This is a genomic window from Acrocarpospora macrocephala (genome assembly GCF_009687865.1).
Taxonomy (GTDB): domain Bacteria; phylum Actinomycetota; class Actinomycetes; order Streptosporangiales; family Streptosporangiaceae; genus Acrocarpospora; species Acrocarpospora macrocephala.
Window position 1 is genome coordinate 13,376 of record NZ_BLAE01000080.1, and the last position, 26,941, is coordinate 40,316.

General features: G+C 69.6%; 14 protein-coding genes. 4 read left to right on the forward strand and 10 right to left on the reverse strand.

The features are described from left to right. The 3 genes from Amac_RS54160 to Amac_RS45835 all read right to left on the reverse strand — a co-directional run. Positions 1–7,415 (reverse strand): non-ribosomal peptide synthetase (locus Amac_RS54160; protein ID WP_170322994.1); only part of this gene is annotated, 7,415 nt, incomplete at its 3' end. Between the two features lie 307 nt (positions 7,416–7,722). Then, positions 7,723–10,569: an AfsR/SARP family transcriptional regulator gene (locus Amac_RS45830; protein WP_155360729.1), complete on the reverse strand. Its 2,847-nt coding sequence runs from the start codon at positions 10,567–10,569 to the stop codon at positions 7,723–7,725. A 207-nt stretch (positions 10,570–10,776) separates the two neighbouring features. Further along, positions 10,777–13,254, reverse strand: coding sequence for a DNA gyrase/topoisomerase IV subunit A (locus Amac_RS45835; RefSeq protein WP_155360730.1), 2,478 nt, complete (start codon positions 13,252–13,254; stop codon positions 10,777–10,779). Between the two features lie 125 nt (positions 13,255–13,379). On the opposite strand from Amac_RS45835, the gene Amac_RS45840 reads away from it, so the two are divergent. Then, the gene (locus Amac_RS45840) at positions 13,380–15,749 is read left to right on the forward strand and encodes an Hsp70 family protein (RefSeq protein WP_155360731.1); all 2,370 of its coding nucleotides are present in this window, start codon (positions 13,380–13,382) and stop codon (positions 15,747–15,749) included. On the opposite strand, the gene Amac_RS45845 is transcribed toward Amac_RS45840, so the two are convergent. Genes Amac_RS45845 through Amac_RS45860 form a run of 4 tightly spaced genes read right to left on the reverse strand, consistent with a single transcriptional unit; the run spans position 15,746 to position 20,408 of the window. Next, a complete protein-coding gene (locus Amac_RS45845; protein WP_155360732.1) occupies positions 15,746–16,474 on the reverse strand; it encodes a dienelactone hydrolase family protein in 729 nt (242 codons plus the stop codon). The genes Amac_RS45840 and Amac_RS45845 overlap by 4 nt on opposite strands. 40 nt (positions 16,475–16,514) lie before the next feature. Continuing rightward, on the reverse strand, positions 16,515–18,383 hold the full coding sequence (locus Amac_RS45850) for a dynamin family protein (RefSeq protein ID WP_155360733.1): 1,869 nt from the start codon (positions 18,381–18,383) through the stop codon (positions 16,515–16,517). Then, positions 18,373–20,163, reverse strand: a complete 1,791-nt coding sequence (locus Amac_RS45855; RefSeq protein ID WP_155360734.1) for a dynamin family protein — start codon at positions 20,161–20,163, stop codon at positions 18,373–18,375. Before Amac_RS45855 ends, Amac_RS45850 begins: the two co-directional genes overlap by 11 nt. Then, positions 20,160–20,408: a hypothetical protein gene (locus tag Amac_RS45860; protein WP_155360735.1), complete on the reverse strand. Its 249-nt coding sequence runs from the start codon at positions 20,406–20,408 to the stop codon at positions 20,160–20,162. Before Amac_RS45860 ends, Amac_RS45855 begins: the two co-directional genes overlap by 4 nt. A 108-nt stretch (positions 20,409–20,516) precedes the next feature. On the opposite strand from Amac_RS45860, the gene Amac_RS45865 reads away from it, so the two are divergent. Continuing rightward, complete coding sequence (locus Amac_RS45865) at positions 20,517–21,071, forward strand: RNA polymerase sigma factor (RefSeq protein ID WP_155360736.1); 555 nt, start codon at positions 20,517–20,519, stop codon at positions 21,069–21,071. Position 21,072: 1 nt separating this feature from the next. On the opposite strand, the gene Amac_RS45870 is transcribed toward Amac_RS45865, so the two are convergent. Genes Amac_RS45870 through Amac_RS45885 form a run of 3 tightly spaced genes read right to left on the reverse strand, consistent with a single transcriptional unit; the run spans position 21,073 to position 22,393 of the window. Further along, positions 21,073–21,513 (reverse strand): nucleotide exchange factor GrpE, encoded by a 441-nt coding sequence (locus Amac_RS45870; protein ID WP_155360737.1) that lies wholly within the window; start codon positions 21,511–21,513, stop codon positions 21,073–21,075. 40 nt (positions 21,514–21,553) lie between these two features. Further along, the gene (locus tag Amac_RS55650) at positions 21,554–21,952 is read right to left on the reverse strand and encodes an HAD family hydrolase (protein WP_218041683.1); all 399 of its coding nucleotides are present in this window, start codon (positions 21,950–21,952) and stop codon (positions 21,554–21,556) included. Between the two features lie 33 nt (positions 21,953–21,985). Then, positions 21,986–22,393: a hypothetical protein gene (locus Amac_RS45885; protein WP_155360738.1), complete on the reverse strand. Its 408-nt coding sequence runs from the start codon at positions 22,391–22,393 to the stop codon at positions 21,986–21,988. Between the two features lie 141 nt (positions 22,394–22,534). On the opposite strand from Amac_RS45885, the gene Amac_RS45890 reads away from it, so the two are divergent. Both Amac_RS45890 and Amac_RS45895 read left to right on the forward strand, forming a co-directional pair. Then, complete coding sequence (locus tag Amac_RS45890) at positions 22,535–24,616, forward strand: RecQ family ATP-dependent DNA helicase (RefSeq protein WP_246269131.1); 2,082 nt, start codon at positions 22,535–22,537, stop codon at positions 24,614–24,616. A gap of 105 nt (positions 24,617–24,721) precedes the next feature. After that, positions 24,722–26,746: a cellulose binding domain-containing protein gene (locus Amac_RS45895; RefSeq protein WP_155360739.1), complete on the forward strand. Its 2,025-nt coding sequence runs from the start codon at positions 24,722–24,724 to the stop codon at positions 26,744–26,746. Positions 26,747–26,941 lie beyond the last annotated feature (195 nt).

Sequence of the window (26,941 nt, forward strand, 5' to 3'; positions counted from 1 at the left end):
GCAGCTGTGGCGTCGCTTTCTGTGGTCCGTGCGTCTACCTGACCAGCTGCGGTCTGATCGTCCCGTCCGTCCGCATCCCAAGGGTCCCTGACCTGACCATCACGGATCTGATCCTCACTGGGCTGGTCGTCGTCGACCACTAGGAGCGGGAGACCGAGTTCGGTGGCTCGTTCTCGCATCGCCGTGTCGGTTACCACGATGGGTGTGTTGGTGTGCTCGGCGACCCAGCGCATTCGCTCGGTCGGGAAGCTTGGATGCAACGGCACGTACGCGCCGCCGGCCTTCAGCACCGCGAGGCAGGCCGCGATCACCTGGGGTGAGCGTTCCAGCAGCATCGCGACCGGTGTCTCGGCGCTTACCCCGGCGGCCGTCAGCCGACCCGCCAGCACTTCCGCCCGCGCGTCCAGTTCCGCGTACGTCCACGTCACTTCCGCGCCGGACACCGCCACCGCGTCCGGCGACGCCCGTACCCACTCATCGAACACCTCCACCACCGAGGTGTCGGCCTTCGCGGCGGTCGGTTCTGCTGTCGTTGCCGCCACGAGCTGCTGCTGCTCGCTCGGCGTGAGAATGTCGAGGTCGTCGACCGGTAGGTCAGGATCGGCGACGACTGTTTCGACGATCTGGCGCAGCCGCTGCGTCAGCGCGGTGGCGGTGTGCTGGGTGAACAGGTCGGTGTTGAACTCGAGGCTTCCCTGAATGCCGTCAGCCCGCTTGTCCTCGTCGAAGTGCTCGATGACTTCGAAGGTGAGGTCGAACTTGGCCGTACCTGAATGAACCGGCCGCACGCGTGTCTCTAGGCCGTTCAACCGCATATCGGCTTCGAACGCGGTTCGGTAGGCCAGCATCACGTGCGCCAGGGGATGTATGCCCAGGGAGCGGGCGGGGTTGAGGTCTTCGACTAGGCGGTCGAAGGGGAGGTCCTGGTTGCTGTAGGCGGCGAGGTCGGTTTCGCGGACGCGGTGGAGGAGTTCGCGGAAGGAGGGATTGTCGGAGATGTCCACGCGTAGGACGAGGGTGTTGACGAAGAAGCCGATGAGGTCGTCGAGGGCTTCGTCGACGCGGCCGGCGACGACGCTGCCTAGGGGGATGTCGGTTCCGGCGCCGAGCCGGTGCAGGAGGGTGACCAGCGCGGCGTGGATGACCATGAAGGTGCTCACGCCATGTTCACGTGCCACCTTTTGGATGTGGGTGTGCGTTTGTGGGTCGATTTGGAACTCGACCGTGTCGCCTCGTCCGCTCGGGTGTGCGGGGCGGGGGCGGTCGAAGGGCAGGTCGAGCTGTTCGGGAGCGCCGCGCAGCGTCTCCCGCCAGAAGGCCAGTTGTTTGTCCAGCAGCTCACCTTCGAGCAGATCGTGCTGCCACAGCGCGTAGTCCCGGAACGAGACCGGCAACGGTTCCCACTTCGGTGCCTCTCCTCGGCATCGAGCCGCGTAGCCATCAGCCAGATCCCGCGCCAGCGGTCCCAGCGACCACCCGTCGGCGGCAATGTGGTGGATCACCAGCAGCAACGTCCACTGCTGCGCACCGGTAGCGAACAGCCACGCCCGCACCGGCACTTCTCCGTCCAGCTGGAACGGTGTGCTGGCAGCGTCAGCAAGCGCTAGCTCCAATCCATCGAAGCCTGGGTCGATCACCTGCATGAGCACTTGGTCGACTTCCAGCACTCGCTGGTAGGGCCGCCCCTCCCGCGCCAGAAACACTGTGCGAAGCGACTCGTGCCGGGCGACCACATCCCCGAGCGCCTGCTCCAAGGCGGTCACGTTCAGCGGGCCGGAGATATCCACGGCAAGGGGGATGTTGTATGCAGCGCCCGTTTCCTGCATCTGATCGAGGAACCAGAGCCGCTGCTGGGCGAATGACAGTGGCAGTTCCGGGGATGTGTGCTCATGGGCGCGTATGGCGGGTCTTACTGGGCCGTCTCCCAGTCGCGCTGCCAGCGTCTCCACCGTTGGTGCTTCGAACAGATCTCGTACCGACAACTCAGATCGCAATACGCTGCGCACCCGGCTGATCAGTCGGGTGGCCAGTAGTGAATGCCCGCCCAGATCGAAGAAGCTGTCGCGCATGCCGACAGCGGGAAGTTGCAGCACTTCCGCGAACAGCCCGGCGAGAATCTCCTGCATGACGGTGCGAGCCAGGGTGTGACCGCCGTCGGAGTACGTTGGTGCGGGAAGCGCACCGCGGTCGATCTTCCCGTTCGGGGTCAGCGGCAACGCCTTCAGTACTACGACCGCTGCTGGAACCATGAACGCGGGCAGGTGAGCGGACAGTTCGGCCCGCAGGTGAACGCCGTCCACCTGATGCCCTGACGCCGGGACCACGTAGCCGACCAGCTGCTTGCCCGCATGGTCCTCGCGGGCGACCACCACCGACTGGGCTATGTGCGGCAGCCGGTCCAGCGCTGCTTCGACCTCGCCGAGTTCGATCCGGAATCCGCGGATCTTGACCTGGTCGTCGGTGCGGCCGACGAACTTCAGCTCGCCCTCGGCGGTCCACCGCACCACGTCACCGGTGCGATACATCCGTTCACCCGGCCCGCCGAACACATCGGCGACGAACCGTTCCGCGGTCAGGTCGGGGCGACCGGAATAGCCACGGGCCAGGCCCACACCCGCGACGTACAGTTCACCGGGCACGCTGGGCGGTACAGGCTGAAGCCGCTCATCCAGCACGTAAGTCCGCATCCCATTGATGGGCCCGCCGATGCCCGGGCTAGCCGCCGAAGACAGCGGCGCGCTCATCGTGGCGCACACCGTTGTCTCCGTCGGACCGTACGCGTTGATCATCTGGCGGCCGGTGGACCAGGCGGCGACCACCTCGGCGGGGCAGGATTCACCGGCGACCACGAGAGTCGTGACGCTGGGAAGGTCGTACTCCGCGAGCTGGGTCAGCGCCGATGGTGGCAGCGTGACGTGCGTGACCGCGTGCTTGGCGACCAGCCCGGCGAGCGCTTCGCCCGGCAGTAACTCCTCGGTCCGGGCGACCACGAGGGTGGCACCCGTCAGCAGGGACATGCAGAATTCCCAGAACATCGCGTCGAAGCTCGGCGAAGCGAACTGCAACACTCGGCATCCAGAGCCGAGGGCGAATGCCTTCACCTGTGAGCGCGTCAGGTTCGCGATGCCCGCGTGGGTCACCACCACGCCCTTGGGCCGGCCCGTTGAGCCGGAGGTGTAGATGACGTAGGCGGGGTTAGCGGGGTGCGGGGGCGTCCATCGGCTTTTGTCGGTCACCCTGGAGCAGGTATCGGGGCTGTCGAGAAGCATCATCCGGTGGTGGCCAGGCAGTTCCGCGGCCGTTTCCGACGTGGTCAGCACGAGTGCGGGTCCGGCGTCGGCCAGCATGTACGAGATGCGCTCGGCAGGATAGGCCAAGTCGATGGGGAGGTAAGCCCCACCCGCCTTGAGCGTCGCGACAATGGCGACCACCATCTCGACGGATCTGGGCAACGCCATGGCGACGACCTGCTCAGGCCCGATGCCGTTGGCGATGAGGTGGCGAGCGAGCTGGTCCGTACGAGCGTCGAGCTGGGCGTAACTCAGCTGCTCGTCCCCGCAGACGACGGCCGTCTCGGTGGGGACACGAACCACCTGCTGCTGGAAAAGCTCGACGAACGTGCTCTGCTTATCAATGGATTCGGTCCCGCCCCAGGATTCGAGGATCACCGTGCGCTCGTCCGCCGAGAGGACGTCGAGATTTCCCACCGGCGTGTCCACATCGCGAATCGCCGACTGGAGAACACGCAGCAGCCGATCGACCATCTCCTGAGCGGTCTGGCGATCGAACAAGTCCACGTTGTATTCGAGACGACCGGTGAACTCGCCGGGGTTCTCGGTCATCTCGAAGGTGAGGTCGAACCGAGAAATCCCCACGTGGTGCTGTCTCAGCTCGGTCTTCAGACTCGGCAGTTCGAGCGAGGGCTGCCCTTGGCTGTGGTACACCAGCATGGTCTGGGTCAGCGGGTGTACGCCCATGCTGCGGGCGGGGTTGAGTTCTTGGACCAGGCGGTCGAAGGGGAGGTCCTGGTTGCTGTAGGCGGCGAGGTCGGTTTCGCGGACGCGGTGGAGGAGTTCGCGGAAGGAGGGATTGTCGGAGATGTCCACGCGTAGGACGAGGGTGTTGACGAAGAAGCCGACGAGGTCGTCGAGGGCTTCATCGACGCGGCCGGCGACGACGCTGCCCAGGGGGATGTCGGTTCCGGCGCCGAGCCGGTGCATCAGGGTGACCAGTGCGGCGTGGATGACCATGAAGGTACTGACTCCATGCTCACGCGCCACCTTTTGGATGCGGGTGTGCGTCTGCGGATCGATCTGGAACTCGACCGTGTCGCCTCGTTCGCTCGGGTGTGCGGGTCGGGGGCGGTCGAAGGGCAGGTCGAGCTGTTCGGGAGCACCGCGCAGCGTCTCCCGCCAGAAAGTCAGCTGCTGATCGAGCAACTCACCCTGCAGCAGCTCACGCTGCCACAGCAGATAGTCCCCGTAGGAGACCGGCAACGGCTCCCATTCCGCAGCCTCTCCTCGGCATCGGGCCGTGTACGCATCAGCCAGATCCCGCGCCAGCGGCCCCAGCGACCACCCGTCGGCGGCGATGTGGTGGATCACCAGCAGCAACGTCCACCGCTGCGAGCCCGAGGCGAATAACCACGCCCGCACCGGCAGATCCGCACCCAGCACGAATGGCGCGGCGGCAGCGTCAGCAAGAGCCGACTCCAACCCATCGGGCCCTGTCTCGATCATCCGCAATGGCACCAGCGCCTGGTCCAGCACTCGCTGGTAGGGGTGTCCCTGGCGAGACCCGAACACGGTGCGGAGCGGCTCATGCCGGGCGACCACGTCCCTGAGCGCTTGTTCCAGGGCGGTCACGTTCAGCGGGCCCGAGATGTCCACGGCAAGGGGGATGTTGTAGGCCGCACTAGCTTCCTGCGCCTGATCGAGGAACCAGAGCCGCTGCTGCGCGAACGACAGTGGTAGCTCTGGGGATGTGTGTTCACGGGCGTGGACGGCTGGTCTTACCGGGCTGTCACTCAGTCGCGCCGCCAGCGTCTCCACCGTTGGTGCCTCGAACAGATCTCGTACCGACAACTCAGATCGCAATACGCTGCGCACCCGGCTGATCAGTCGGGTGGCCAGCAGTGAGTGTCCGCCTAGGTCGAAGAAGCTGTCGCGCATGCCGACGGCGGGGAGTTGGAGCACTTCCGCGAACAGGCCGGCGAGGATCTCTTCAGTGGGGGTACGGCTGGCGGCATGCTCGGGGGAGGTTTCGTAGATGGGTGCGGGAAGCGCACTGCGGTCGATCTTCCCGTTGCCGGTCAGCGGCAACGTCTTCAGCGTCACGATCGCTGCGGGGATCATGAAGGCGGGCAGGTGAGCGGACAGTTCGGCGCGTAGTTGAACGCCGTCTATCTGAAGTCCTGACGCTGGGACCACGTAGCCGACCAGCTGCTTGCCCGCATGGTCCTCGCGGGCGACGACCACCGATTGGGCTATATGCGGCAGCCGGTCCAGCGCTGCTTCGACCTCACCGAGTTCAATTCGGAACCCGCGGATCTTGACTTGGTCGTCGGAGCGGCCGATGAATTCCAGTTCGCCTTCGGTGGTCCATCGCACCAGGTCGCCGGTGCGATACATCCGTTCACCCGGAGGGCCGAAAGTGTCGGCGATGAACCGTTCGGCGGTCAGGTCGGGCCGCGCGTAGTAGCCGCGTGCCAGTCCTGCGCCGGCCAGATACAGCTCGCCGGGCACGCCGGGAGGCAGGAGCCGGAATTGCTGGTCCAGGACGTAGGCGCGCATGCCGTCCATGGGGCGGCCGATGGGGATGGTGGCAGCCTCGGCGGGGACGGGCCGGAGTACAGGGGTATAGGTGGCGAAGGTTGTGGTCTCGGTCGGACCGTAGACGTGCACGATTCGCGTGTGCGGGAAGGCGTCGGTCGCGGCGCGCATGGCCGAGGGGGAGACGAATTCGCCTCCGGTCCAGATCTCCGCCAGGCCTTCCAGTCCGGGCGGGCGTTCCTCGACGAGATGGTTGAACAGGGCGGTGGTCAGGAATACTGCGGTGACTTTGTGCTGAGAGATGACGTCGGCCAGCCGGGCGGGCTCCAGCATTCCGGCGGGTGCCACCACGATGCGTCCACCGTTGAGCAGGGGGATCCATATCTCGTAGGTGGAAGCGTCGAAGGCGTGCGGGGAGTGCATCAGCACGCGAGTGTGTGCGTTGGTGTGCCAGGCGCGGTCGGTGGACAAGGCCACCACATCGGCATGGGTCACGGCCACGCCTTTGGGCAGTCCGGTCGATCCGGAGGTGAACATCACATACGCGAGCCGATCCCCTCGGCCACCAGCTGTGGCGTGGCCTTCTGCGGTTCGTGCGTCTGCCTGACCGGCTGTGGCGTCGCTTTCTGCGGTTCGTGCGTCTGCCTGACCGGCTGTGGCGTCGCTTTCTGCGGTCCGTGCGTCTACCTGACCGGCTGTGGCGTCGCTTTCTGCGGTCCGCGCGTCTACCTGACCGGCTGTGGCGTCGCTATCTGCGGTCCGCGCGTCTACCTGACCAGCTGCGGTCTGATCGTCCCGTCCGTCCGCATCCCATGCGTCCCTGACCTGACCATCACGGATCTGATCCTCACTGGGCTGGTCGTCGTCGACCACCAGGAGCGGGAGACCGAGCTCCGCGGCTCGTTCTCGCATCGCCGTGTCGGTTACGAGGATGGGTGTGTTGGTGTGCTCGGCGACCCAGCGCATTCGTTCAGTCGGGAAGCTTGGATGCAATGGCACGTATGCGCCGCCGGCTTTCAGTACCGCCAGGGAGGCCGCGATCACCTGAGGTGAGCGTTCCAGCAGCATCGCCACCGGCGTTTCCGCGCTTACCCCGGCGGCCGTCAGCCGACCCGCCAGCGCTTCGGCTCGTGTGTTCAGTTCGGTGTAGGTCCAGGTCACGCCGTCGCCGCTGACCGCCACCGCGTCCGGCGACTCTCGTACCCACTCGTCGAACACCTCCACAACAGAGGGCGAGGCATCCAGCTCAAGTCCGGCTACCCGCACGCCGCGCGTCAACCGCCGAACGAATTCGGGCAGACCACCGAGGTCAGCGTCGGAATGAATGGAGATGCGTTGACTGTCCAACGCCTCGAAGGCATCGGTGCCCGTCGTGGCACGCCACGCCTCGGCCACGCGCTCTGCCAGGACGTCCAGGGTCTCCTCACCGCGAACCCGTACGCTGAACGGCAAGGACCTTTTCGCGTCCGCGGACTCCGCCCGGAAGAAGATCTCCGCCCTCGCCGTCGTGCGATGCAGATAGGCGGCGATAATCGCAAGCGCTGCGCATCGACGCGAGGCAGGCGGATTCACAAAGATTTCCGCGATCCCCCGATCGGCTTCCAGGAACGCGACGTCAAGCTCGATTCCTTTTTCGAAGGCCATCCCCGTTTGCCCTCCTCATCAATGAAACCGAGATAAGGCTACGAGGATGGTCCTAACGCGGATGCTAGCGGCGACATAGCAGCGCAGGTAAAACGCAGGATTGGCCGGACGGCGCATCTGGTCAGTTACTCTCCGTGATATGGCGAGCCCGCAGCGGACCTGCTGAACAACAACCATCTCAAAAATGCACCGCGGCCGGGCTGTGAAGACTCCGTATTGCGGAACCAGATCGGGGGTTAACGGAAAAGAAAGAGCTGCCAAGACCGAATGGGGTCCGGGCAGCCGGAATTTCTAAGCTGGTTGTCTTTTATTGAACGGCGTGCGACCGTTTCTCGCTGGAAATCCGTATCAACAGCTCAGCGGCGACCGAGATGCCGGGCCGGCTGAGATCTCTCGCGAAGATCTTCTGTGCTCGCTCGGCCTCAGCCTCCGCCTCGTCGAGGTGCCCCTGATCGAGCCGTACTCGTGCGAGCTGGACGCGCATCCACGCCGACGCCTGCATCTCCCCGACGGTGTCCGCCAGCGCCAGCCCGCGTTCCGCCGCCCACAGCGCCCATTCCAGGTCGCCGACGTTCCGGGCGGCGCTGGAGAGCCCGTTGAGCGCGATCCACTGGTACGTGAGATCTCCGAACCGCTCGGCCTCCTCCCACGCCCGCTGGAACTTCGGCAGGAACTCGGGCCGGTGCCGATCGGTGGCCAGCGCCGAGATCAGATCCGGCATGGGCAGCGTCCGTGCCGCGTCCTTGCCGAGATCGTCGATGGCGGCCAGTGCCCGGGCCGCGAACTGCCGGGCCTGCGACACCTGGCCGCGTACGGCATAGCAGATCGCCAGCCACACCAGCGTGTGCCGCACGGCGTAGGGCGCGTTGAGCCGCTGAAACGCCTCCAGGCACCTGGTCAGCCGATCCACGGCCTCCTCCGAGGGCTGGTGGATGAGCCGGCGGGTCAGCGCGAGCTCCGCCTGCCACCACACCAACTCGTCCCCGGAGGCGCGAGCGGCGGTCTTTACGGCGTGACAGATGCGCTCCAGATCGGCGTCGGTTCCTATGCAGATCAGCCCCGAGAGATAGCCGGCGTCGCCGTGCCAGCCGTATTCGCAGGCCCGCTCGATCAGCGGAACCACGAGCTGCCGTACCGACTCGTCCCAGGCGAGCGGTTCGGAGACCAGCCGGTTCAGGCGTTCGTCGGGCAGCGCGAGCGCGCCCGTGGGCGGCGGGCCGACGGGCGCGCGCCCCCAGAGGATTCGCGGATGCCGGTGCCAGGCCGTCACGGCCACCTGCATGAGCGTGTCCAGGAGCCGCCGGAGCGCGACGCGTCTGACGTGCTCGGGTTCCTCGGCCGCCAGTTCCGCCGCGTAGACGAAGAGCAGGTCGTGCATCCGGTAACGCGGCTCCCCGGTACGATCCCGGCCCACCGGCGCGATGAGACTCGCCACCACGAACTCCTCCACCAGATGATCGACATCCTCGCGGTCGAGCAGCGCGGCGAGCACCCACTCGGGGAAGTCCGAGCCGTCAAGCAGGCCAAGCATCCGGAACGCCGACCGGGCGCCGTCCGAGAGGGCGACATAGCTGAGCTCGATACTGGCGCGCAGTTCCATCGACCCGGTGTGAAGTTCGTCCAGCCGCCGACGCGTGTCCCCCAATCGCTGGGCGAAGTCGGCCAGGCGGATGTCCGGCCTGGTGGCCAGGCGGGCCCCGGCGATGCGCAGGGCGAGCGGCAGCCTCCCGCACAAGGAGACGATGTCACGCGCCGCGTCCGGTTCCTCCGCTACCCGGCCCCCGACCAGCTCTTCCAGCAGCTCCTCCGCCTGGGCGGACGGCAACGGCTCCAGACTGACCTGTACGGCCCCCGGCAGCCCGACCAGCAGCCGCGTGCTGGTGACGATCACCGCGCAGCCGGGGCTGCTGGGCAGCAGGGCCAGCACCTGGTCGAGGTTCTTGGCCTGGTCCAGGATCAGCAGCACCCGCCGGTCGGTCAGCCGCGCGCGCAAGGCGGCGCTCCGGGCGAGCTGCCCGCCGGGGACGCTGTGCGGATCGACGCCGGACAGCTGCAGCAGGTCGGTCAGCGTGGTGTCCTCGACCCCCTCGCCGGCCTTGGTCTCGGGGAAACGTGCGTACCACTGCCCGTCCGGGAACGCGTGTCGCATCCGATGCGCGACCCGGGCGGCGAGTGCGCTCTTCCCGACTCCCGGCGGGCCGGAGATCACCACGATCGGAGCCGCGGCACCCGCCGTCAGGACGTCCTCGATGCGATCGATCTCCTCGTCCCGTCCGACGAAGTCAGGCGTGTCCGGCGGAAGCTGGCATTGCGAAACCCAGGCCGCGGGCGCCCGTGGCGGTTCGAGAGGTGCGATCGGTACTGCCTGGTCCAGGATCTGCTGATGCAGGCGCCGTAGCTCGTCGCCCGGCTCCAGGCCGAACTCGTCCATCAGCAGCTCGCGGGCCTGGCGGTAACACTCCAGCGCTTCCACCTGGCGATTGTCGCGATAGAGGGCGATCATGAGCTGCGCCCAGAAGCGCTCCCGCGAGGGATAGCGAGCGGTGAGCGTACGCAACTCGCCGATGAGCATGCCCGGGTGGCCCATGCCGAGTTCCAGGTCGATCCGGCGTTCCACCGCGCGGCCCCACGCTTCGGTCAGGCGGGCGGCCTCGTCCCGCCTGAGCGCGTCGGATGGCACGTCGGCCAGGGCAGGGCCGCGCCACAACTCCTCGGCCTCGCGGAGCAGATCGATCGCGGCCTTCGGGTCGCCCTGCCGCTCAGCGACCAGCGCCTCCTCCACGAGCCGCTGGAACACCAGGACGTCGACCGCGTCCCTGTTCAGGCTCAGCCGGTAGCCCCCGCCGGCCGTGTGAATCCGGATCCCGCCGCCGACCCCCTTGGCGAGCTCTTTTCTCAGCCGCATCAGGTAGACGTACAACGTCTCCTTGGCGGTGGCGGGCGGGAGGTCGTCCCACAGCCATGTGATCAAATCGGTGACCGGGACAATAGTGTCGGCCCGTAACATGAGCCCGGCCAGTAACACCCGGTGCTTGCCCGCGTTGGGCTGCAGTGTGCCCAAAGGCCCGGCAAGTTCGAGCGGCCCGAGAATTCGGCCGCTCACCGAGTAGCCCTTATCCGCGTCCGTTGGTCGTAGGCGTGTGGTTGCACTCACGTGTACCAGCTCCTAGACACGAGCGGGGCTCGCCTCCTTCCTCAGCATGGATAATCGCTGGTTTACAGGTAGGGCTTGCGAGATAGAGCCTACTCGGCGAAGGTTCGTCCGGACTTGGCCGATCGAGGGCGTCTCGGTCCAGGTGAGGTGACCGTTGCGTTACCCGCGACTGGCCTTCTCCCGAAACTGGGGAGAAGGCCAGGTCGATCAGACATCCTCGGGGGGAGCCTCCTGGAAGTCCGCGAAGAGGGAGCCGCCGACGGCGGCGACCGTGTGGGTGAGGCGCACCCCCGAACCGTCCCGGCGGCCGAGCTCGGTCGGCAGCGGAACCGGCTTCCCGACGGCCGAGACCGCCTTGGCTGGCGCGGGACCCGCCCACGCCAGCAGCAGCATGTCCTCCCCCTTCAGGAACCGCTGCGCCCGGACTCCGCCGGTGGCCCGGCCCTTCGGCGGGAACTCGGCGTAGTCCGCCATCTTGCCGCCGCCGATCTGGGTGCCCGGCAGGGCGGTGGACGAACCGGCGATCGTGATCACTCGGGACTCGCGGGCAGGATCGACGGAACCGAACCAGATCACCCGGGCCCCGGGCTCCAGCCTGATCCCGGCCATGCCTCCGGCCGGGCGGCCCTGGGGCCGTACGTTATTGGCCGGGAAGCGGAGCAGCTGCGCGTCCGAGGTGATGAAGACCAGGTCGTGCTCCTCGGAGGTCAGCTCGGCGACCCCCACCACGGTGTCGCCGTCGCGCAGGCCGATGACCTCGAACTCGTCACGGTTGGCCGGATATTCGGGGACCACCCGTTTCACCACGCCCTGCGCGGTGCCGAGGGCGAGGCCGGGGCTGTTCGGGTCGAGCGAACCCAGGCCGACCACCACCTCGTCGGGGTTGAGCGACACGTACTCCGCCACCGGATGCCCGCCCGCCAGCGACGGCGGGTTGGCCGAGGGCGGCAGGGCGGGCAGGTCCACCACCGACACCCGGATCATGCGCCCGTGCGAGGTGACCACGCCGGTCTCGCCGCGGACCGTCGACCGGACCACTGACACCAGCACGTCGTGCACGGTCCGTTCCCCGTCCTCGGCCAGCGGCGACGCGTCGCTCGTCCGGGCCAGCAGCCCGGTCGAGGACAGCAGCACCAGGCACGGATCGTCGGCCACCTCCAGCGGCACCGCGGCCGTCCTGGACACCCCGGAGGACTCCAGCAGCACCGTACGGCGCGGCGTGCCGTAGGTCTTGGCCACCTCGGCCAGCTCGTCCGAGACGACCTTGTTCAGCTTGTCCTCGGAGGACAGGATCGCGGTCAGCTCGGCGATCTCCCGGGTCAGCGTCTCCTTCTCCTTGTCCAGCTCCAGCTTGTCGTAGCGGGTCAGCCGGCGCAGCGGCGTGTCCAGGATGTAGTTGGCCTGGATCTCGCTCAGCTCGAAGATCTCCATCAACCGGGCGCGGGCGGCGGCCGAGTCGTCGGAGGAGCGGATGACCTGGATGACCTCGTCGATGTTGAGCAGCGCGACGATCAGGCCGTCCACCAGGTGCAGGCGCTCTTCCCGCTTGCGCCGCCGGTGCTGCGAGCGCCGCCGCACCACGTCGATCCGGTGGTCCACGTACACCCGGAGCAGCTCGCGCAGCCCGAGCGTGCGGGGCTGGCCGTCGACCAGGGCCACGTTGTTGATGCCGAAGGTCTCCTCCATCGGCGTCAGCCGGTAGAGCTCCTCCAGCACCGCCTCGGGGATGAAGCCGTTCTTGATCTCGATGACCAGGCGGAGGCCCTTGTGCCGGTCGGTGAGGTCCTTCAGGTCGGCGATCCCGGACAGCTTCTTGGCGTTCACCAGCTCCTTGATCTTGGTGATCACCCGCTCAGGCCCCACGTTGTACGGCAACTCGGTGACGATCAGCCCCTTGCGCCGCGGCGTCACGTTGTCGACGGTGGCCTTGGCCCGCATCCGGAACGTGCCACGCCCGGTCTCGTACGCATCCCTGACCCCCGCCAACCCGATGATCGAGCCCCCGGTGGGCAGGTCGGGCCCGGGCACGAAGCGCATCAGGTCTTCCAGCGTCGCGTCCGGCTTCTTGATCAGATGCCGGGCGGCGGCGATGACCTCGCCGAGGTTGTGGGGGGCCATGTTGGTGGCCATCCCGACTGCGATCCCGGTCGAGCCGTTGACCAGCAGGTTCGGGAACGCCGACGGCAGGACCGTGGGCTCGGTCTCCTGGCCGTCGTAGTTGGGCTTGAAGTCGACGGTGTCCTCGTCGATGGACTGCGTCATCAGCATCGCGGCGGCCGACAGCCGGGCCTCGGTGTACCGCATGGCGGCCGGCAGGTCGTCCGTCGAGCCGAAGTTGCCGTGGCCATCCACCAGCGGCAGCCGCATCGAGAACGGCTGGGCCATCCGGACCAGCGCGTCGTAGATGGCGCTGTCGCCGTGCGGATGCAGCTTGCCCATCACGTCGCCGACGACCCGGGAGGACTTCACGTGCCCCCGGTCGGGCCGCAGCCCCATCTCGTTCATCGAGTAGAGGATGCGCCGTTGCACAGGCTTGAGCCCGTCCCTGGCATCCGGGAGGGCGCGCTGGTAGATCACCGAGTACGCGTATTCCAGGAAGCTGGTGCGCATCTCCGCGGACACGTCGATATCGACGATCCGCTCCTCGAAATCCTCGGGTGGGGGGCTGGTCGTTCGTCGGGCCATGTCGAACATTTTGCCGGTCCTCTGGCCATGCCGCGACTCGGGCGCGCGATCGGCCACAATCGAGCCTCGCGCGGACCACTATCGTGGTCGCCTGCGGGAGGCCGCAAAAGCGGGAGGAGGCCGAGATGGCGCAGTGGTGCCTCGGCGTGGACCTGGGGACGAGTTTCTCCGCCGGGGCGATCGCGACCGACCGGCGGGTGGACATCCTGGAGGTCGGCGGCGAACGCCGGGTGCCGTCCACGATCCTGCTGAACGACCAGGGCGTGCTGGTGGCCGGGCGGGTCGCGCAGCGCTCGATGGTCCGCTATCCGGAACGGGTGGAGCGCAACCCCAAACGTTACGTGGGCCGGGCCGCCATGCTGCTCGGCGGGGTCCCGGTGGACGTCAAGGACGCGATGGCGGCCATCCTCGCGCTGTTCGTGGCGGAGGGGCGCACCCGCTTCGACGGCGCCGACCCGGCCACCGTGGTGCTGACCTGCCCGGTCGCCTGGCGGCCCGACCGGCGGGAGATCCTCAAGGCGGCCGGGACCGCGGTGGTGCCGGGGGCGCGGATCGTCATCGTGGAGGAGCCGGTCGCGTCCGCGCTGCACTACACCTCGATCCACAGCGTCTCCGGCGGGCGGCAGGTGGCCGTCTACGACCTGGGCGGCGGCACCTTCGACACGGCGGTGCTGGCCGCCGACGGCGCCGACTTCAACGTGATCGGGGAGCCGGGCGGGGACGACATGATCGGCGGCGAGGTGTTCGACGAGCGCGTCTTCGCCTTCCTGGGGGCCCAGCTGGAGCGCTCCGCGGCCGACTGGTGGGCCGAGGTGAGCGCCAACCCCGACCGCCGCTACCGGGCCGCCGCCGCCGATCTGCTGGACGAGGCGCGGGCCGCCAAGGAGACCCTCTCGGCGTACGACACCGCCAGCCAGTACGTGGCGGGCGCGGACGTGGACGTGCAGATCTCCCGGGCCGACCTGCACGCGCTGGTGGGCGCGGACATCATCAGGACGGCCGACATCCTGGACGAGACGATCGCGGCCGCCCGGGTGGATCTGCGGCAGCTGTCCGGGATCTTCCTGACCGGGGGCGCCAGCCGGATGCCGCTGGTGCACGAGACGATCAAGGCCAGGCACGGCGACCTGGTCCGCACCTACGACGACCCGAAGATCGTCGTGGCGCTGGGCGCGGCCCGGCTGGCCTGGACGATCCTGGAGGCCGAGCGGGCCAAGAACGCGGCCAAGAACGCCGCCAAGAACGCGGCCCTGGACACGGTCGCGACCACGGTCAGGCCGGCGGGCCGGCCCGCGGAGGGCGGCTCGCTCAAGACGGTGATGGAGGGCGTGTTCTCGGTCCGGGTGACCGCGAACGGGACCTACTGCCTGTGCGTGGACGGCGGGCGGCAGCTGCTCCGGCGGGTGGACGTGCCCTCGGGCCGTACCGACCGGGAACTGGCCTTCGGGCCGGTCATCGACTGGGCGGCCACCGACGAGGGGATCCTGCTGGCCGAGCGCGGCCCGAACGGCGCGGTGCTCCGCACGCTCACGCCGGAGCTGGTGATCCAGTCCACCCAGGTGCTGCCCGGCGTGCCCGACGTGCGGACGCTGGCCAAGGGCGGGATCGGCTGGGCGTTCTTCCATCCGGGCCCGGTGCTGCCGGTCGACAACTCGCGCGGGCTGCCGTGGGGGGAGACCGGCGAGCTGACCATGCTGGAGTTCCGGCTGGGCGGGTTCTTCCAGGAGCCCGCCCGCATCCCGCTCGGCCCGTCAGCCCAGTGGTTCGTGAACGAGGACGGCACCCGGCGGCGGCTGCTGGATCAGGACAGCCCCACCGGCGTCGGACCGGCCCTGGCGATCGGCTCGCCGGGGTGCACGGTCGTGCTCGGGCAGTACGCGTTCCAGAACGGCTTCCTGCCCTGGCAGGTGTTCCTGATCATCGACCCGGGCGGCCGCGTGCGCCGGGTCGACCGCCGCCCGCCCAACTGGCTGCAGCAGGTCGTGCTGCACGAGTCGAAGTGGTTCGTCGCCACCAGCCACGGCCTGGAGATCGACGCCGCCCCCAACCCGCCCCGGGTGCTCGCCTCCCGCCCCCGCGCGGGCGCGCTGCGCTGGTTCCCGGCGGGCCGGGAGATGTACGCGATCGGCATGGACACCGTGCTCCCCTCCCAGGGCTGGTCGGTCCTGCACTGCGACCGCACCACGGGCAACCTGCGCACCCTCGCCCACGAGCCCGCCACCACCCTGCTCGGCCATCTCACCTCCCGCCTGACCAGCGAGCGGCCTCGCGTGGTCGCCGACGGCGAGACCCTCTGGCTGGGCGTCTCCGGCGCCCGAAACACTTCCCGGATCATGCACGTCACGCCCACCGGGGCCCGCCAGGCCCTCAGCGCGCCCGGCTGGGCCGAACCTCTGGCCAAGGTGCCGTCGGGCCTGCTCTACCTGCGGCTGCCCGACGCCGCCCCGGGCCCGGAGCAGTCGTTACCCGGCCGGCTCTGCCTCCTGCCGGACTAGCTCCGCGCGTGGCGTTCGGTGAACGACAGGATCTGCCGCCACGCGTCCGCGCACGCGTCGGCCCACTCGCTGTAGGAGCGGTCGAAGAACGAGTGCGGCGCGCCGGGGTAGATGACCGTTTCGTTCTCGGTCCCTGCATGGTCGAGGGCGGCGGTGAAGGTGTCGAACTCCTCGTCGGTGGAGGCGGTGTCGGCGCCGCCGCGGAGCAGGAGCACGGGTGCGCCCGGCGTGTCCGGCAGCTCGCCGATGCGGCGGATCGCGCCGTAGAACCCGATCGCCCCGGCCAGGCCGTTCCCGTGCGCGCCCAGCCACCACGAATTCGCGCCGCCGAAACAGAACCCGACCGTGAACACCGGCTGGGGGAGCTCGGCCAGCGCGGCGGACATGTCGAGGCGCACGTGCTCCAGGGTCACCTCACCGATCTTCGACTGCCAGTCGAAGGAGTCGCCGCGGTCGGGGTCGGTGCCCGCCGTACGGCCGAAGTAGTCGATGGCGATCGTGTGGAACCCGGCCTCGGCGAAGCGCACCGCCAGGTCGCGATAGTACGGATGCAACCCCCGGATGTCGGGCAGGATGACGACCGAGCGCCCGTTGGGCGTGGCGGGTTCGGTGCGGTAGGCCAGGAAGCGGGTGCCGTCCGCGGAAGTCAGCTCGATCTGCTCCTGTGCGGCGACCTCGCCGATAACGGGCGGAGCGGGCGGCCGGCTGCTCGTGCTGTGACACATGAGGTGATCCCTTTCTCGTCCGGACGAGCGTCGCACATGATCACGACGCGGCTGCCGGGCGGGCACCCCCTAGCGCCGTCGCGATCTCGCCCCGAAGGCCGGCAGCGCGGTCGGTGAGGGTGGCGATGGTCTCCAGGCGTTTGGTGGCCGACTCGCGCGCGTCGCGTTTGTCGGCGACGTTGCCGGCGGCCAGCGTGCGCAGTTCGGCGCGCCGGGACTCCAGGTCTTTGCGCTGGGTGGCGAGCGCGGTGTCGGCGCTCTGCTCGACCGTGGCCCGCCAGTTCGCCACCTCCCGTTCCAGGGCCAGCGTGATCTCGCTGCCCGCCTGGGTGAACTGCTCGGCCAGCAGCCGGCGCAGGGCCTGCTGGTTGCGGTGGACCTCGTCCCACTCGCGGCGCCGTACCAGCACGGCCGCGGCCAGCGCGGGGCCGATGATGAAGCCGATCGGGTTGAGGTGGGCGATGATCAGGCCGAGGCTGGCGGCCATCGCGGCGGCGGGCACGCCCTCCCGGAACATGTCCATCTTGGCGCCCGCGGTGGGTTCGCTCTTGAGCTCGTGGGACCACACCCGGGGCATGGCTACCTTGGCCAGGTCCATGTCCATCGGATCCAGCCGCAGGGAGCGCAGGAACTCGTTCAGCGCGGTCCCGACCAGGGTGCTCACCTCGGCGACGATCTCGTCCCAGGCGGCCTGGATGGAGCGCTCGACGCTCTCCGGCAGCTGCTGCAGGTAACGTTCGAGATCGGCGCGCTTGGTCAGCTCGCCCACCGCCTGCTCGTACGGCTGCCGCACCCGGGCCAGATGCGCCCGCGCGATCGTCGCCACCTCCCGCCCCAGGAACTGGTTGCCCACCGCGTACCTGCGGCGCTCCTTGGCGATCTCGGCCAGCTCGGCCAGCGCGGTCTCCACCTCGGCGAGCCGCTTGGCGGGTTCCTTCGAATCGTCGGAGGCCCCGGCGACATGGTCGGTCGCCACCGCCGCCACCGCGGACAGCACCGAGACGCACGCCGACACCACGGTGGCGCTGCGCGCCAGCTCGCGCCCCTCGGCGCAGGAGCGCAGGTATTCCTCCAGCCGCCCGATCCCGCTCCGCTCGTGCAGCTGGTCGGCGCGCTCGGGCCGCCCCAGCCTGCGCTGCGCCACCGCCGCCTCGGCCAGCTTGGCGCTCACCGGCAGCCAGGCCGCGCCCCGCAGGATCGCCGCGTTCTCGGGCGCCACCAGCCCCGACTCGGCCACGAAGGTGTCCAGGCGACGGCGGTTCTCGGCCAGCAGCGCCTGCCAGTTGGCCGAATCCTCCACCTTGGTCAGCACGAACGTGACCGCCTGCACCCGCTGCACCGCCTCGGCCAGGAACTCCAGCTCGTGCCGGAGCACCGGCTGGTCCTGGGCGCTGAGCGCGAACAGCAGCGCGTCGGCCCGCTGCAGGATGGCCACCGTCGCCTGGCGGTGGCCGACCGTGAGGCTGTCCACGCCGGGCGTGTCCAGCAGCCGTACGCCCTCCAGCATCGGGTGGTCGACCGTCAGCTCGACGTTGACCACCTCGCGGCGTTTGGCCGGGTCGCCGGTCATCGAGGCGTAGTCGGTGATCTGGGCCGGGTCGATCGCGAAGGACTCGCTGGCCTTGTGCACCTTGGCGGTCAGCGCGGGGCCGCGCCGCAGCCCCAGGTAGCAGTTGGTGGCCACGTCGGCGTCCACCGGCAGCAGCCCGGGATGCCCGATCAGCGCGTTCAGCAGGCGGCTCTTGCCGCGCTTCTGGGCGCCGGCCAGCACGACCGTGGTCTCGGTCTCCTTCCACCTGGCCGCGACCTGGACGAGCACCTCGGCCAGGTCGGCGCGGCCGGCCTGCTTGGCGAGCGTGTTGACCTCGTTGGCCAGGCGCAGCACGCGGGTGACGAGCTCAGCCGACATGCGGGGAACCTTTCTGGACCGCCGTCACGGCGAGGTGCGCGTAGCTGTCGCTGACGCTCTCGGCCGCGCGGCGGTCGGCGGTGAAGGGGAGGAAGTGGCTGAGCGAGCGGAACCGCGCGCTCAGGGCCGCCGCGTAGGCGGCGACGTCGGGGGGTCCGGCCGCGATGCCGACCTGGGCGGCGCCGTCGGCGCCCGCGATCAGATGGGCGAGCGCCTGCCGGTCCTCGGCGGGGACCAGCGGCGAGGCCAGCAGCCGCCGGACCGCGTCGCCGTCCACCGGTGCTGGGGCGACCGGCAGGAAGATGGGGGCCTGCGTCTGGAGGACCGGCGGGGCGGCCAGGTCCTCCAGGACGCCGAGCACGTCCCGGGCGCGCTGGCCGCCGACGCGGCCACGCTCGATCATCGCGCGGGCGCGCCACCGCTCGGTCGCCCGCCGCGCGGCCTCCGGAACCTCAGGCGCGGGTACGCCGAGCTGTTCGGCCGGGTCGTCCGAGCGGGCCAGCTGGAACAGCTCGTTCTGCATGTCCTCGGCGAGCACCAGCTGGCCCCGGGCCACCGCCTCGACGGCGGCGAAGATGCGCAGGCCGTGCAGCCCGGCGGCGATCGGCTTGGTCTCGTCGAGTTCGGCCGCGAGGCCGTCCAGCACGGCCAGGTCGGAGCCGAACGCGGGCGCGCGGGAGACCCGCCGGAGCTGGGTGATCGCCGCCAGCGCCTTCAGCTGGTCCGCCCGGCGGGCGAAGTGGGCGATGCCGCCCGCGACCGTGCCCGTACGGGCGCCCACCCCGAATCCCGATTTATCGAGCAATGTCTGGCGGAGGGCTTCGGGGTCCTCGGCGCTGTGGGTGATCGCGGTGCGTAAGCCGTACCGGTGCAGGTGGCGGATCAGGCGGCGGGCCACCTCGGGGGCGAGCGGCGAGTCGGGGGAGTCGGCGAGGTCGTCCAGATCCAGGAGGAGGAACTCCAGGTCGGCTGCGTCCAGGGCGGCGAGGGCGGCCAGGCCGTCCAGTTCGGCCGGGCCGAGCGCGCCGGTGCCCGCGGTCTCGGCGAGCAGGCCGATCACCGGGACCACGTCGAAGACCGAGGCGCGCAGATCCGCGTACGCCTTGACGGCCAGCCGCCGGGCGGTCGGCCAGGGGTCGTCCTCGTCGCCGCGGCGGTCGATCTGGCTCAGCACGGCCAGGGTGTTGACGCAGGTCATGCCGCACGCCTCGGTGAGGCCGCGGAACTCGGCGAGGGTGGTGTCGTCGAAGGCCTGGACGTAGCGGAGCACGTAGATCAAGGCTTGGGCGTGGTCGTCGTCCTGGTCCGTGCCGAACAGCATGCGGCGGGCCGCGCGCTCGTTCTCGACGGTCGTGGTGTTCATGCCGGGGGTGTCGACGACGGTGATGGCGCGCAGGGCTTCCGAGGCCAGGTGCACGCGTACCCGGCGGACCAGGTCGATCGGGACACCCAGGTCGGCGGGGAGGCGGTGGCCCGGGGCCAGGCGGGTGACGACGGTGCGGCCGTCCTCGCACTCGACCTCGACCCGGCCGTCGTCGGGGCCGTATTCGTACTGGGTGACGACCCGGGTGCACTCGCCCGCGTCCACGGGCGCGACCGGCAGCCCGAGCAGGGCGTTCACCAGAGTGGACTTCCCGCTGCTCACCGCACCGGCGACGGCGATCTTCAAAGGTGCGTCGAGCCGGACCCGGACCTGGTGGACCCGGTCCCGCAGCCCGGGATCGGCCAGCTTGGCGATCGTGGTGCCGCACAGGTCGCGCAGCCGGTCACTCGGATTCATCCCAGGTCCCCGATATCGCCAATATCAGAGAAGTCGTCACTAAAGTCCGTTTCGTTAACGGGTATGTCGAAATATCCCTCGAAGTCCTGGTAAAGGTCTTCGGGTTCTGTCTCGGTGGTGCTCATTGTCTCCTCGAACATGGCCAGGCTCTCCGCCGTCGTGGGAGCCGGGACCGAGCCGTAGAGAAGGTCGTAGAACGCCCCCGCGTCATCCTCCTCCACGCCCTCATTACGGTCGAATATCATGCCGTGTCATCACATATCGGTTCAGCGGGGACCGTGGTCTGATCGTCGCAGATTTCCCGGTTGACGTTGGGTGCCGGGCGTTTAGGGATACGGGAGGAATCTCCGGCGATGCCTGCTCCTCTGGTCGGCGATGTCGGTGGCGATATCGGCGACGACGCCGAACTCCTCGCCGCCGCGCGCGCCGGTGACAGCGAGGCCTTCCGCCTGCTCTGGCAGCCGGTCGAGCGGCGCGCCTTCGGCGTCTGCTTCCACCTGACCGCCAACCGCCCGGACGCGCTCGACGCGCTGCAGGAGACGCAGCTGGCCGCCTGGAAGGGCATGCACCGGTATGAGGGCCGGGCGCCGTTCGCGGCCTGGGTGCTGGCCATCGCCCGCAACGCGGCCCTGTCCGTGGTCCGCCGCCGGAGCTCGCACGAGGACCTGCTGTTCCCGGAGGCGGCGGAACCGCATGCGGCCGAGAGCGGGTTCGACGACACCGTGGCCGATCTGGTGGACCTGCGCCGCGCGCTCGCCACGTTGTCCCCGGCGCACCGGGAGGCGCTGCTGCTGTGGGCGGGCGGCCTGACGTACGAGCAGACCGCGGCCGCGCTGGAGGTGCCGCTGAACACGGTCAAAGTATGGATCTTCCGGGGCCGCCGGAGCCTGCGCGAGCTGCTCGGGTAGCTCATGACGGTGGCTCCCGCCGGTACACCACGACCTGGGGCACGCGCAGCACCTGGTCGCCGTCCAGGTATCCGGCCCGCACGGTCTCGGCGACCGTGTCGTGCGCGTCGGGGTCGTCGGTGGGCGTGGTGTCCACGGCTTCGTGCAGCTCGCCGTCGAAGGGCAGCCCGTCGGGGCGTACCTCCTGGATTCCGGCCTCCGCGAGCGCGGTGGCGAGCAGTTCGGCCAGCTCAGGGAAACGTTCGCCGAGCTGGTCGCGGAAGCGCGCACAGGCCAGGGCCAGCGCGGTGCGGTCGCGGCCTTCGTCGAGCAGGCGCTCGATCTGCTGCGTGACAGCCGGGCTCGCGCCGCTGGCCGCCACGTCGGTCAGCGCGCGTGCCAGCCCTTCTCCCGCGCTCAGGGGGGGTTGAGCGGGGGAGGGGGCGGGACGGCCGGTGGGCATGCTGGCTCCTCAGCGGAAGGGGTTCGATCGGCCTTGGGGCCTACATGACGTTCACCATGTAGCTGAAGATCATGCCGAGCACCAGGCACACGCCGGATGTGATCGCGGCGGCGGAGCCCAGCTTCTCGCCCCGCCGATGGCCGATCACGCCCAGCGCGATGCCGATCGCGCCGAAGATGGGCGGCAGGATCAGCAGCGCGATGGCGGCCATCACGAAGGCGATGATCGACATCGTTTGGGTGCCGCTGACCGGTGGCTTCCCGTACTGCTGGCCGTAGTACGGCCCAGGCTGCTGCTGCCCGTACGGCGGGGGCGGCGGGTACTGGTAACCGGGCTGCTGCGGCGGGAGCGGCGCCCCGGGGTCGTACGGCGGGAGTTGCTGGCCGTACGAGCCGGGCTGGGGTTGGGGCGGCTGGGTCGGATCCTGGGGGTTACCCATGTCGGGTTTCCTTCCGCTGGTGGAACGTTCCTGCTACGCGGTGTACTCCGGACCGGGCAGCGCGCCCTCGACGATGTCGTGCGAGCTGAGCCCGGACTCCTCGACAGCCGGGTCGGCGGCCGTGGTGGCCTCGGGGAACAGCGGCGCGTCGTCGGCGGTGGGCGGGATGGTGACCGCCACCACGTCGGGCTGGCCGTCGCTGTCGGTGTCGAACAGCGCGGTGTCCGCGATGCCGTCATTGTCGGTGTCCAGGATCGCGGTGTCCACGCGGCCGTCGCCGTCGGTGTCGTAGGCCTCCATGTCGATGTCGCCGTCGCCGTCGAGGTCGGACACCGCCGCGTCCACCACGCCGTCGCTGTTGGTGTCCACCGCGGCGGTCTCGTAGTAACCGTCGCCGTCGACGTCGGCGAGGTCGGAGGTTCCGGCGTCGTACACGTCCATGTTCGTTCTCCAGAGTCTGATGGGTGGATCGTCATGGAGGTAGATGCGGAGACTGCCGCCTTTGTTTCACTTGGTCTTTGTATCGTTCCGATAAATCGGGCGGCGTGCGAAACCGTCACCGGGACCTGGTACTAAGGACCGGTGACCGAAGAAGAGGTGTTGCGGGAAGAGGCCGAGGAACGGCTGCGCGCGCTCGCGGGGGAGGGCGCCCGGCTGCGCGAGGACCAGTGGGCGGCGATCAAGGCGCTGGTCATGGAGCGGCGGCGGGCGCTGGTCGTGCAGCGCACCGGCTGGGGCAAGTCGGCCGTCTACTTCATCGCCACCGCGCTCCTGCGTGACTTGGGCGAGGGCCCGACGGTCATCGTCTCGCCGCTGCTGGCGCTGATGCGCAACCAGATCGCCGCCGCCGAGCGGGCGGGCATCCACGCGGCCACCATCAACTCGGCCAACGCCGAGGAGTGGGAGAAGATCTACGCGCAGGTCGCCGAGGGCACCATCGACGTGCTCCTGGTCAGCCCGGAGCGGTTGAACAATCCCGAGTTCCGCGACCAGGTGCTGCCCGAGCTGGCCGAGAGCGCCGGTCTGGTGGTGGTCGACGAGGCGCACTGCATCTCCGACTGGGGGCATGACTTCCGGCCGGACTACCGGCGGCTGCGGACGATGCTGGCCGAGTTGCCGCCCGGCGTTCCGGTGCTGGCCACCACGGCGACGGCCAACGCGCGCGTCACCCGGGACGTGGCCGAGCAGCTGGCCTCCGACGATCAGGAGACGCTCGTGCTGCGCGGGCCGCTGGAGCGGGAGAGCCTGCGGCTGAGCGTGGTCGATCTGCCCGGGGCCGGGCAGCGGCTGGCCTGGCTGGCGCAGACCCTGCGGGAGCTGCCGGGGTCCGGCATCGTCTACACGCTGACCGTGGCCGGGGCGCAGGAGATCGCCGCCTACCTGCGCGAGCAGGGGCATCCCGTGGCGGCCTACTCCGGGCAGACCGAGCCCGCTGAGCGGCTGGCCGCCGAGGAGGACCTGCTCGGGAACCGGATCAAGGCGCTGGTCGCCACCTCGGCGCTCGGGATGGGCTTCGACAAGCCGGATCTCGGGTTCGTCGTGCATGTGGGGGCGCCGCAGTCGCCGGTGGCGTACTACCAGCAGGTGGGCCGGGCCGGGCGTGGGGTGGAGAAGGCGGAGGTCGTGCTGCTGCCCGGCGCCGAGGATCGGGAGATCTGGGCGTATTTCGCGTCGCTGGCGTTTCCTGCGGAGGCGGTCGTGCGGGCCACCCTGGCGGCGCTGGAGGAGGGCGGGGTGCTGTCCACGGCGGCGCTGGAGAGCCGGGTCGATCTCAGCAGGAGCCGCCTGGAGATGATGCTCAAGGTTCTCGACGTGGACGGTGCGGTGCGCCGGGTCAAGGGCGGGTGGGAGGCCACCGGGGAGCCGTGGGCGTACGACGCGGAGCGGTATGCGCGGGTGGCGGCCGAGCGGCGGGCCGAGCAGGACGCGATGCTGGCCTACCAGAGCACGCAGGAGTGCCGGGAGCTGTTCCTGCGCCGCCATCTCGACGACGACACCGCCGTGGCCTGCGGGCGGTGCGACAACTGCACCGGGGCGCGGCGGTCCGCCGAGATTCCGGCGGCGGCGGTGCAGGCCGCGGCCGAGCGGCTGGCGCGGCCGGGGGTCGATCTGGAGCCGCGGCGGCAGTGGCCGACCGGGCTGGCCGACCTCAAGGGGCGGATCAAGCCGGAGCTGGGGGCGGAGACCGGGCGGGCGCTCGGGCGGCTCACCGACATCGGGTGGGGGACCCGGCTGCGCGAGCTGCTGGCCCAGCCGGACGGTCCCGTGCCCGACGACGTGTTCGCGGCCGTGGTGACCGTGCTCAAGACGTGGAACTGGGAGCAGAGGCCGGTCGCGGTGGTCAGCGTGCCGTCCGCCTCGCGGCCGGTGCTGATCCGGTCGCTGACCGAGCGGCTGGCGCAGGTCGGGCGGCTGGCCGATCTCGGGCAGCTGGGCTATCGCAGCGGGCCGCCGGGGCAGCAGTACAACTCGGCGCAGCGAGTGCAGGCCATCCGGGGCACGCTGGCGATGCCGCGTGAGCTGGCCGCGAAGATCGCCGAGGTGTCCGGGCCGGTGCTGCTGGTCGACGACCGTACCGATTCGGGCTGGACGGTGACGCTGGCCGCCGCGCTGCTCCGGCACGCGGGAGCGATGGCGGTGCTGCCCTTGACGCTGGCGACCTGAAACTTTCACGGCCATTTGACGGGAGGTGGCATCGGTCGCACGATCATGGTGCCTTCTGGTCAGGAGGGGGCGTCGAGAGAATCCGTTTCGATGCGAGGTATGTCCATGCCGAAAACCCTCCTGCGGGCCGCGTCGGCCGTCTTACTGACGCTGACCGCCCTGAACGTTCCCCCGGCGTACGCCGAAGAGGCCGTCGCCGTGACCGTCAACGCGCGCGCCGCGCTGGCCACGGTCCCGGCCACCGGTATCGGCGCCAATCACGCGATCTGGGACTCCTATCTGGGCACCGACGATACGGCCGACCGGCTCAAGGACGCGGGCGTGCAAGTGCTGCGCTACCCCGGCGGCTCCTACTCCGACATCTACCACTGGGCCGACCACACCGCGCCCGGCGGCTACGTGGCGCCCGGCACCGACTTCGACACCTTCATGCGCGGCGCGCGCCGCACCGGGGCGCAGCCGATGGTGACCGCCAACTACGGCACCGCCACCGCCCAGGAAGCCGCCGACTGGGTCCGGTACGCCAACGTCACCAAGGGCTACGGCGTGAAGTACTGGGAGATCGGCAACGAGAACTACGGCAACGGCCACTACGGCGCGGCCTGGGAGGCCGACAACCACGCCGACAAGAGCCCCGCCGAGTACGCGCGCAACGTCGTGGCCTACTCCGACGCGATGAAGGCCGTCGACCCCACCATCAAGATCGGCGCGGTGCTGACCACGGCCGCCAACTGGCCCGACGGGATCGTGGCCGGCGGCGACGCCGGGACCTGGAACAAGGTCGTCCTGTCGATGGCCGGATCGAAGATCGACTTCGTCATCCTGCACTGGTATCCCGGCGCGTACGACAAGGCCTCCCACATCTCCGACATGATCCAGCTCACCCGGCGGCAGATCGCCGACCACGCCGGGCCCGGCTCGGAGCGGATCGGCATCGCGATGACCGAGTTCAACACCGGCACCAGCGGCGCCGGGGAGAACACCCAGCCCGGCGCGCTGGCCGCCGCCGACGCCTACGCGACCCTGCTGGCCAGCGGGGTCTTCACCGTCAACTGGTGGAACACCCACAACGGCATCGGCACCGTCAGGCAGGTCGAGGGGCACACCGACTACGGCGACTTCGGCCTGCTGTCCAACGCCAGCTGCACCGCCGACGGCAGCGCGTGCGAACCGGCGGTCAACACGCCCTTCGCGCCGTACTACGCACTGCAGATGATGAGCCGCTTCGCCCGCCCCGGCGACCAGTTCGTCAAGGCCGCCACCGGCCAGGCGAAGGTCGCCGCGCACGCGGTCCGCCGCCCCAACGGCGACCTGGCCGTCCTGCTGATCAACACCTCCGCCGACACCGCCTACCCCGTCACCATCGGCTACGCCGGGTTCGGCCCCGCCGCCGGAGCGCCCACCGTGCTGACCCACGTCAACGGCGCCACCAGCATCACCAGCTCGACCGCGGGCAGCGCGACCAGCCAGACCCTGCCCCCGCTGTCACTGACCACGGTCGTGGTGCGTCCCGCGTCGGCCCCCGCCGGGCTTCCGGGCGCGCCGGGACAGCCGACAACCACCGCCGTCACCGACACGACCGCGACTATCTCCTGGCCCGCCGCCACCCCCGGCACCCGCCCGATCGTGAAGTACGAGGTCCACCGCCAGAACGGCGCCATCACCGAACAACTCGGCGAGACCGGCGGCACCTCATTCGCGGTCAACAATCTCAGGCCCGGCACGCGCTACACCGTCAACGTGATCGCCCGCGACAGCGGCGGCGGCGTCTCGTGGTCCTCCTCGCCGCTGACGTTCACCACCGGCACGCCCGCCACTAGCTCCTGCACGGTACGGCTGACCGATCAGACCAACTGGGGCAGCGGCTACGTCGGCTCCATCGACATCACCAACAACGGCGCGCCCATCAACGACTGGACCCTCGACTTCACCTGGCCGAGAACCTGGCAGAAGCTGGACGGCGGCTGGAACGCCACCTGGACCCAGACCGGCTCCAACGTCAAGGTCGTCGCCAGCGGCCCTCTCGCCACCGGAGCCACCACCAACATCGGCTTCGTCGGCAGCTACAGCGGCCCGAACGTCCTCCCGTCCGTCTTCACCCTCAACGGAACCATCTGCAGAACCCAGTAGGCCTGAGAACGGGGTCGCCCATCACCACGTGTGGCGGGCGACCCGTTTCGTGTGGGACCCACATCGATGACGGATTCGGGCGGAGCCCGAGGGAAATCAATGGGCTGGGTGGGAGAACCACGTGCCGCAGCTGTCGTTTGACCGGCAACCACGGCGTTGGCGGGGTCGGGCGGAGCCCGAGGTGAATCAAAGGGT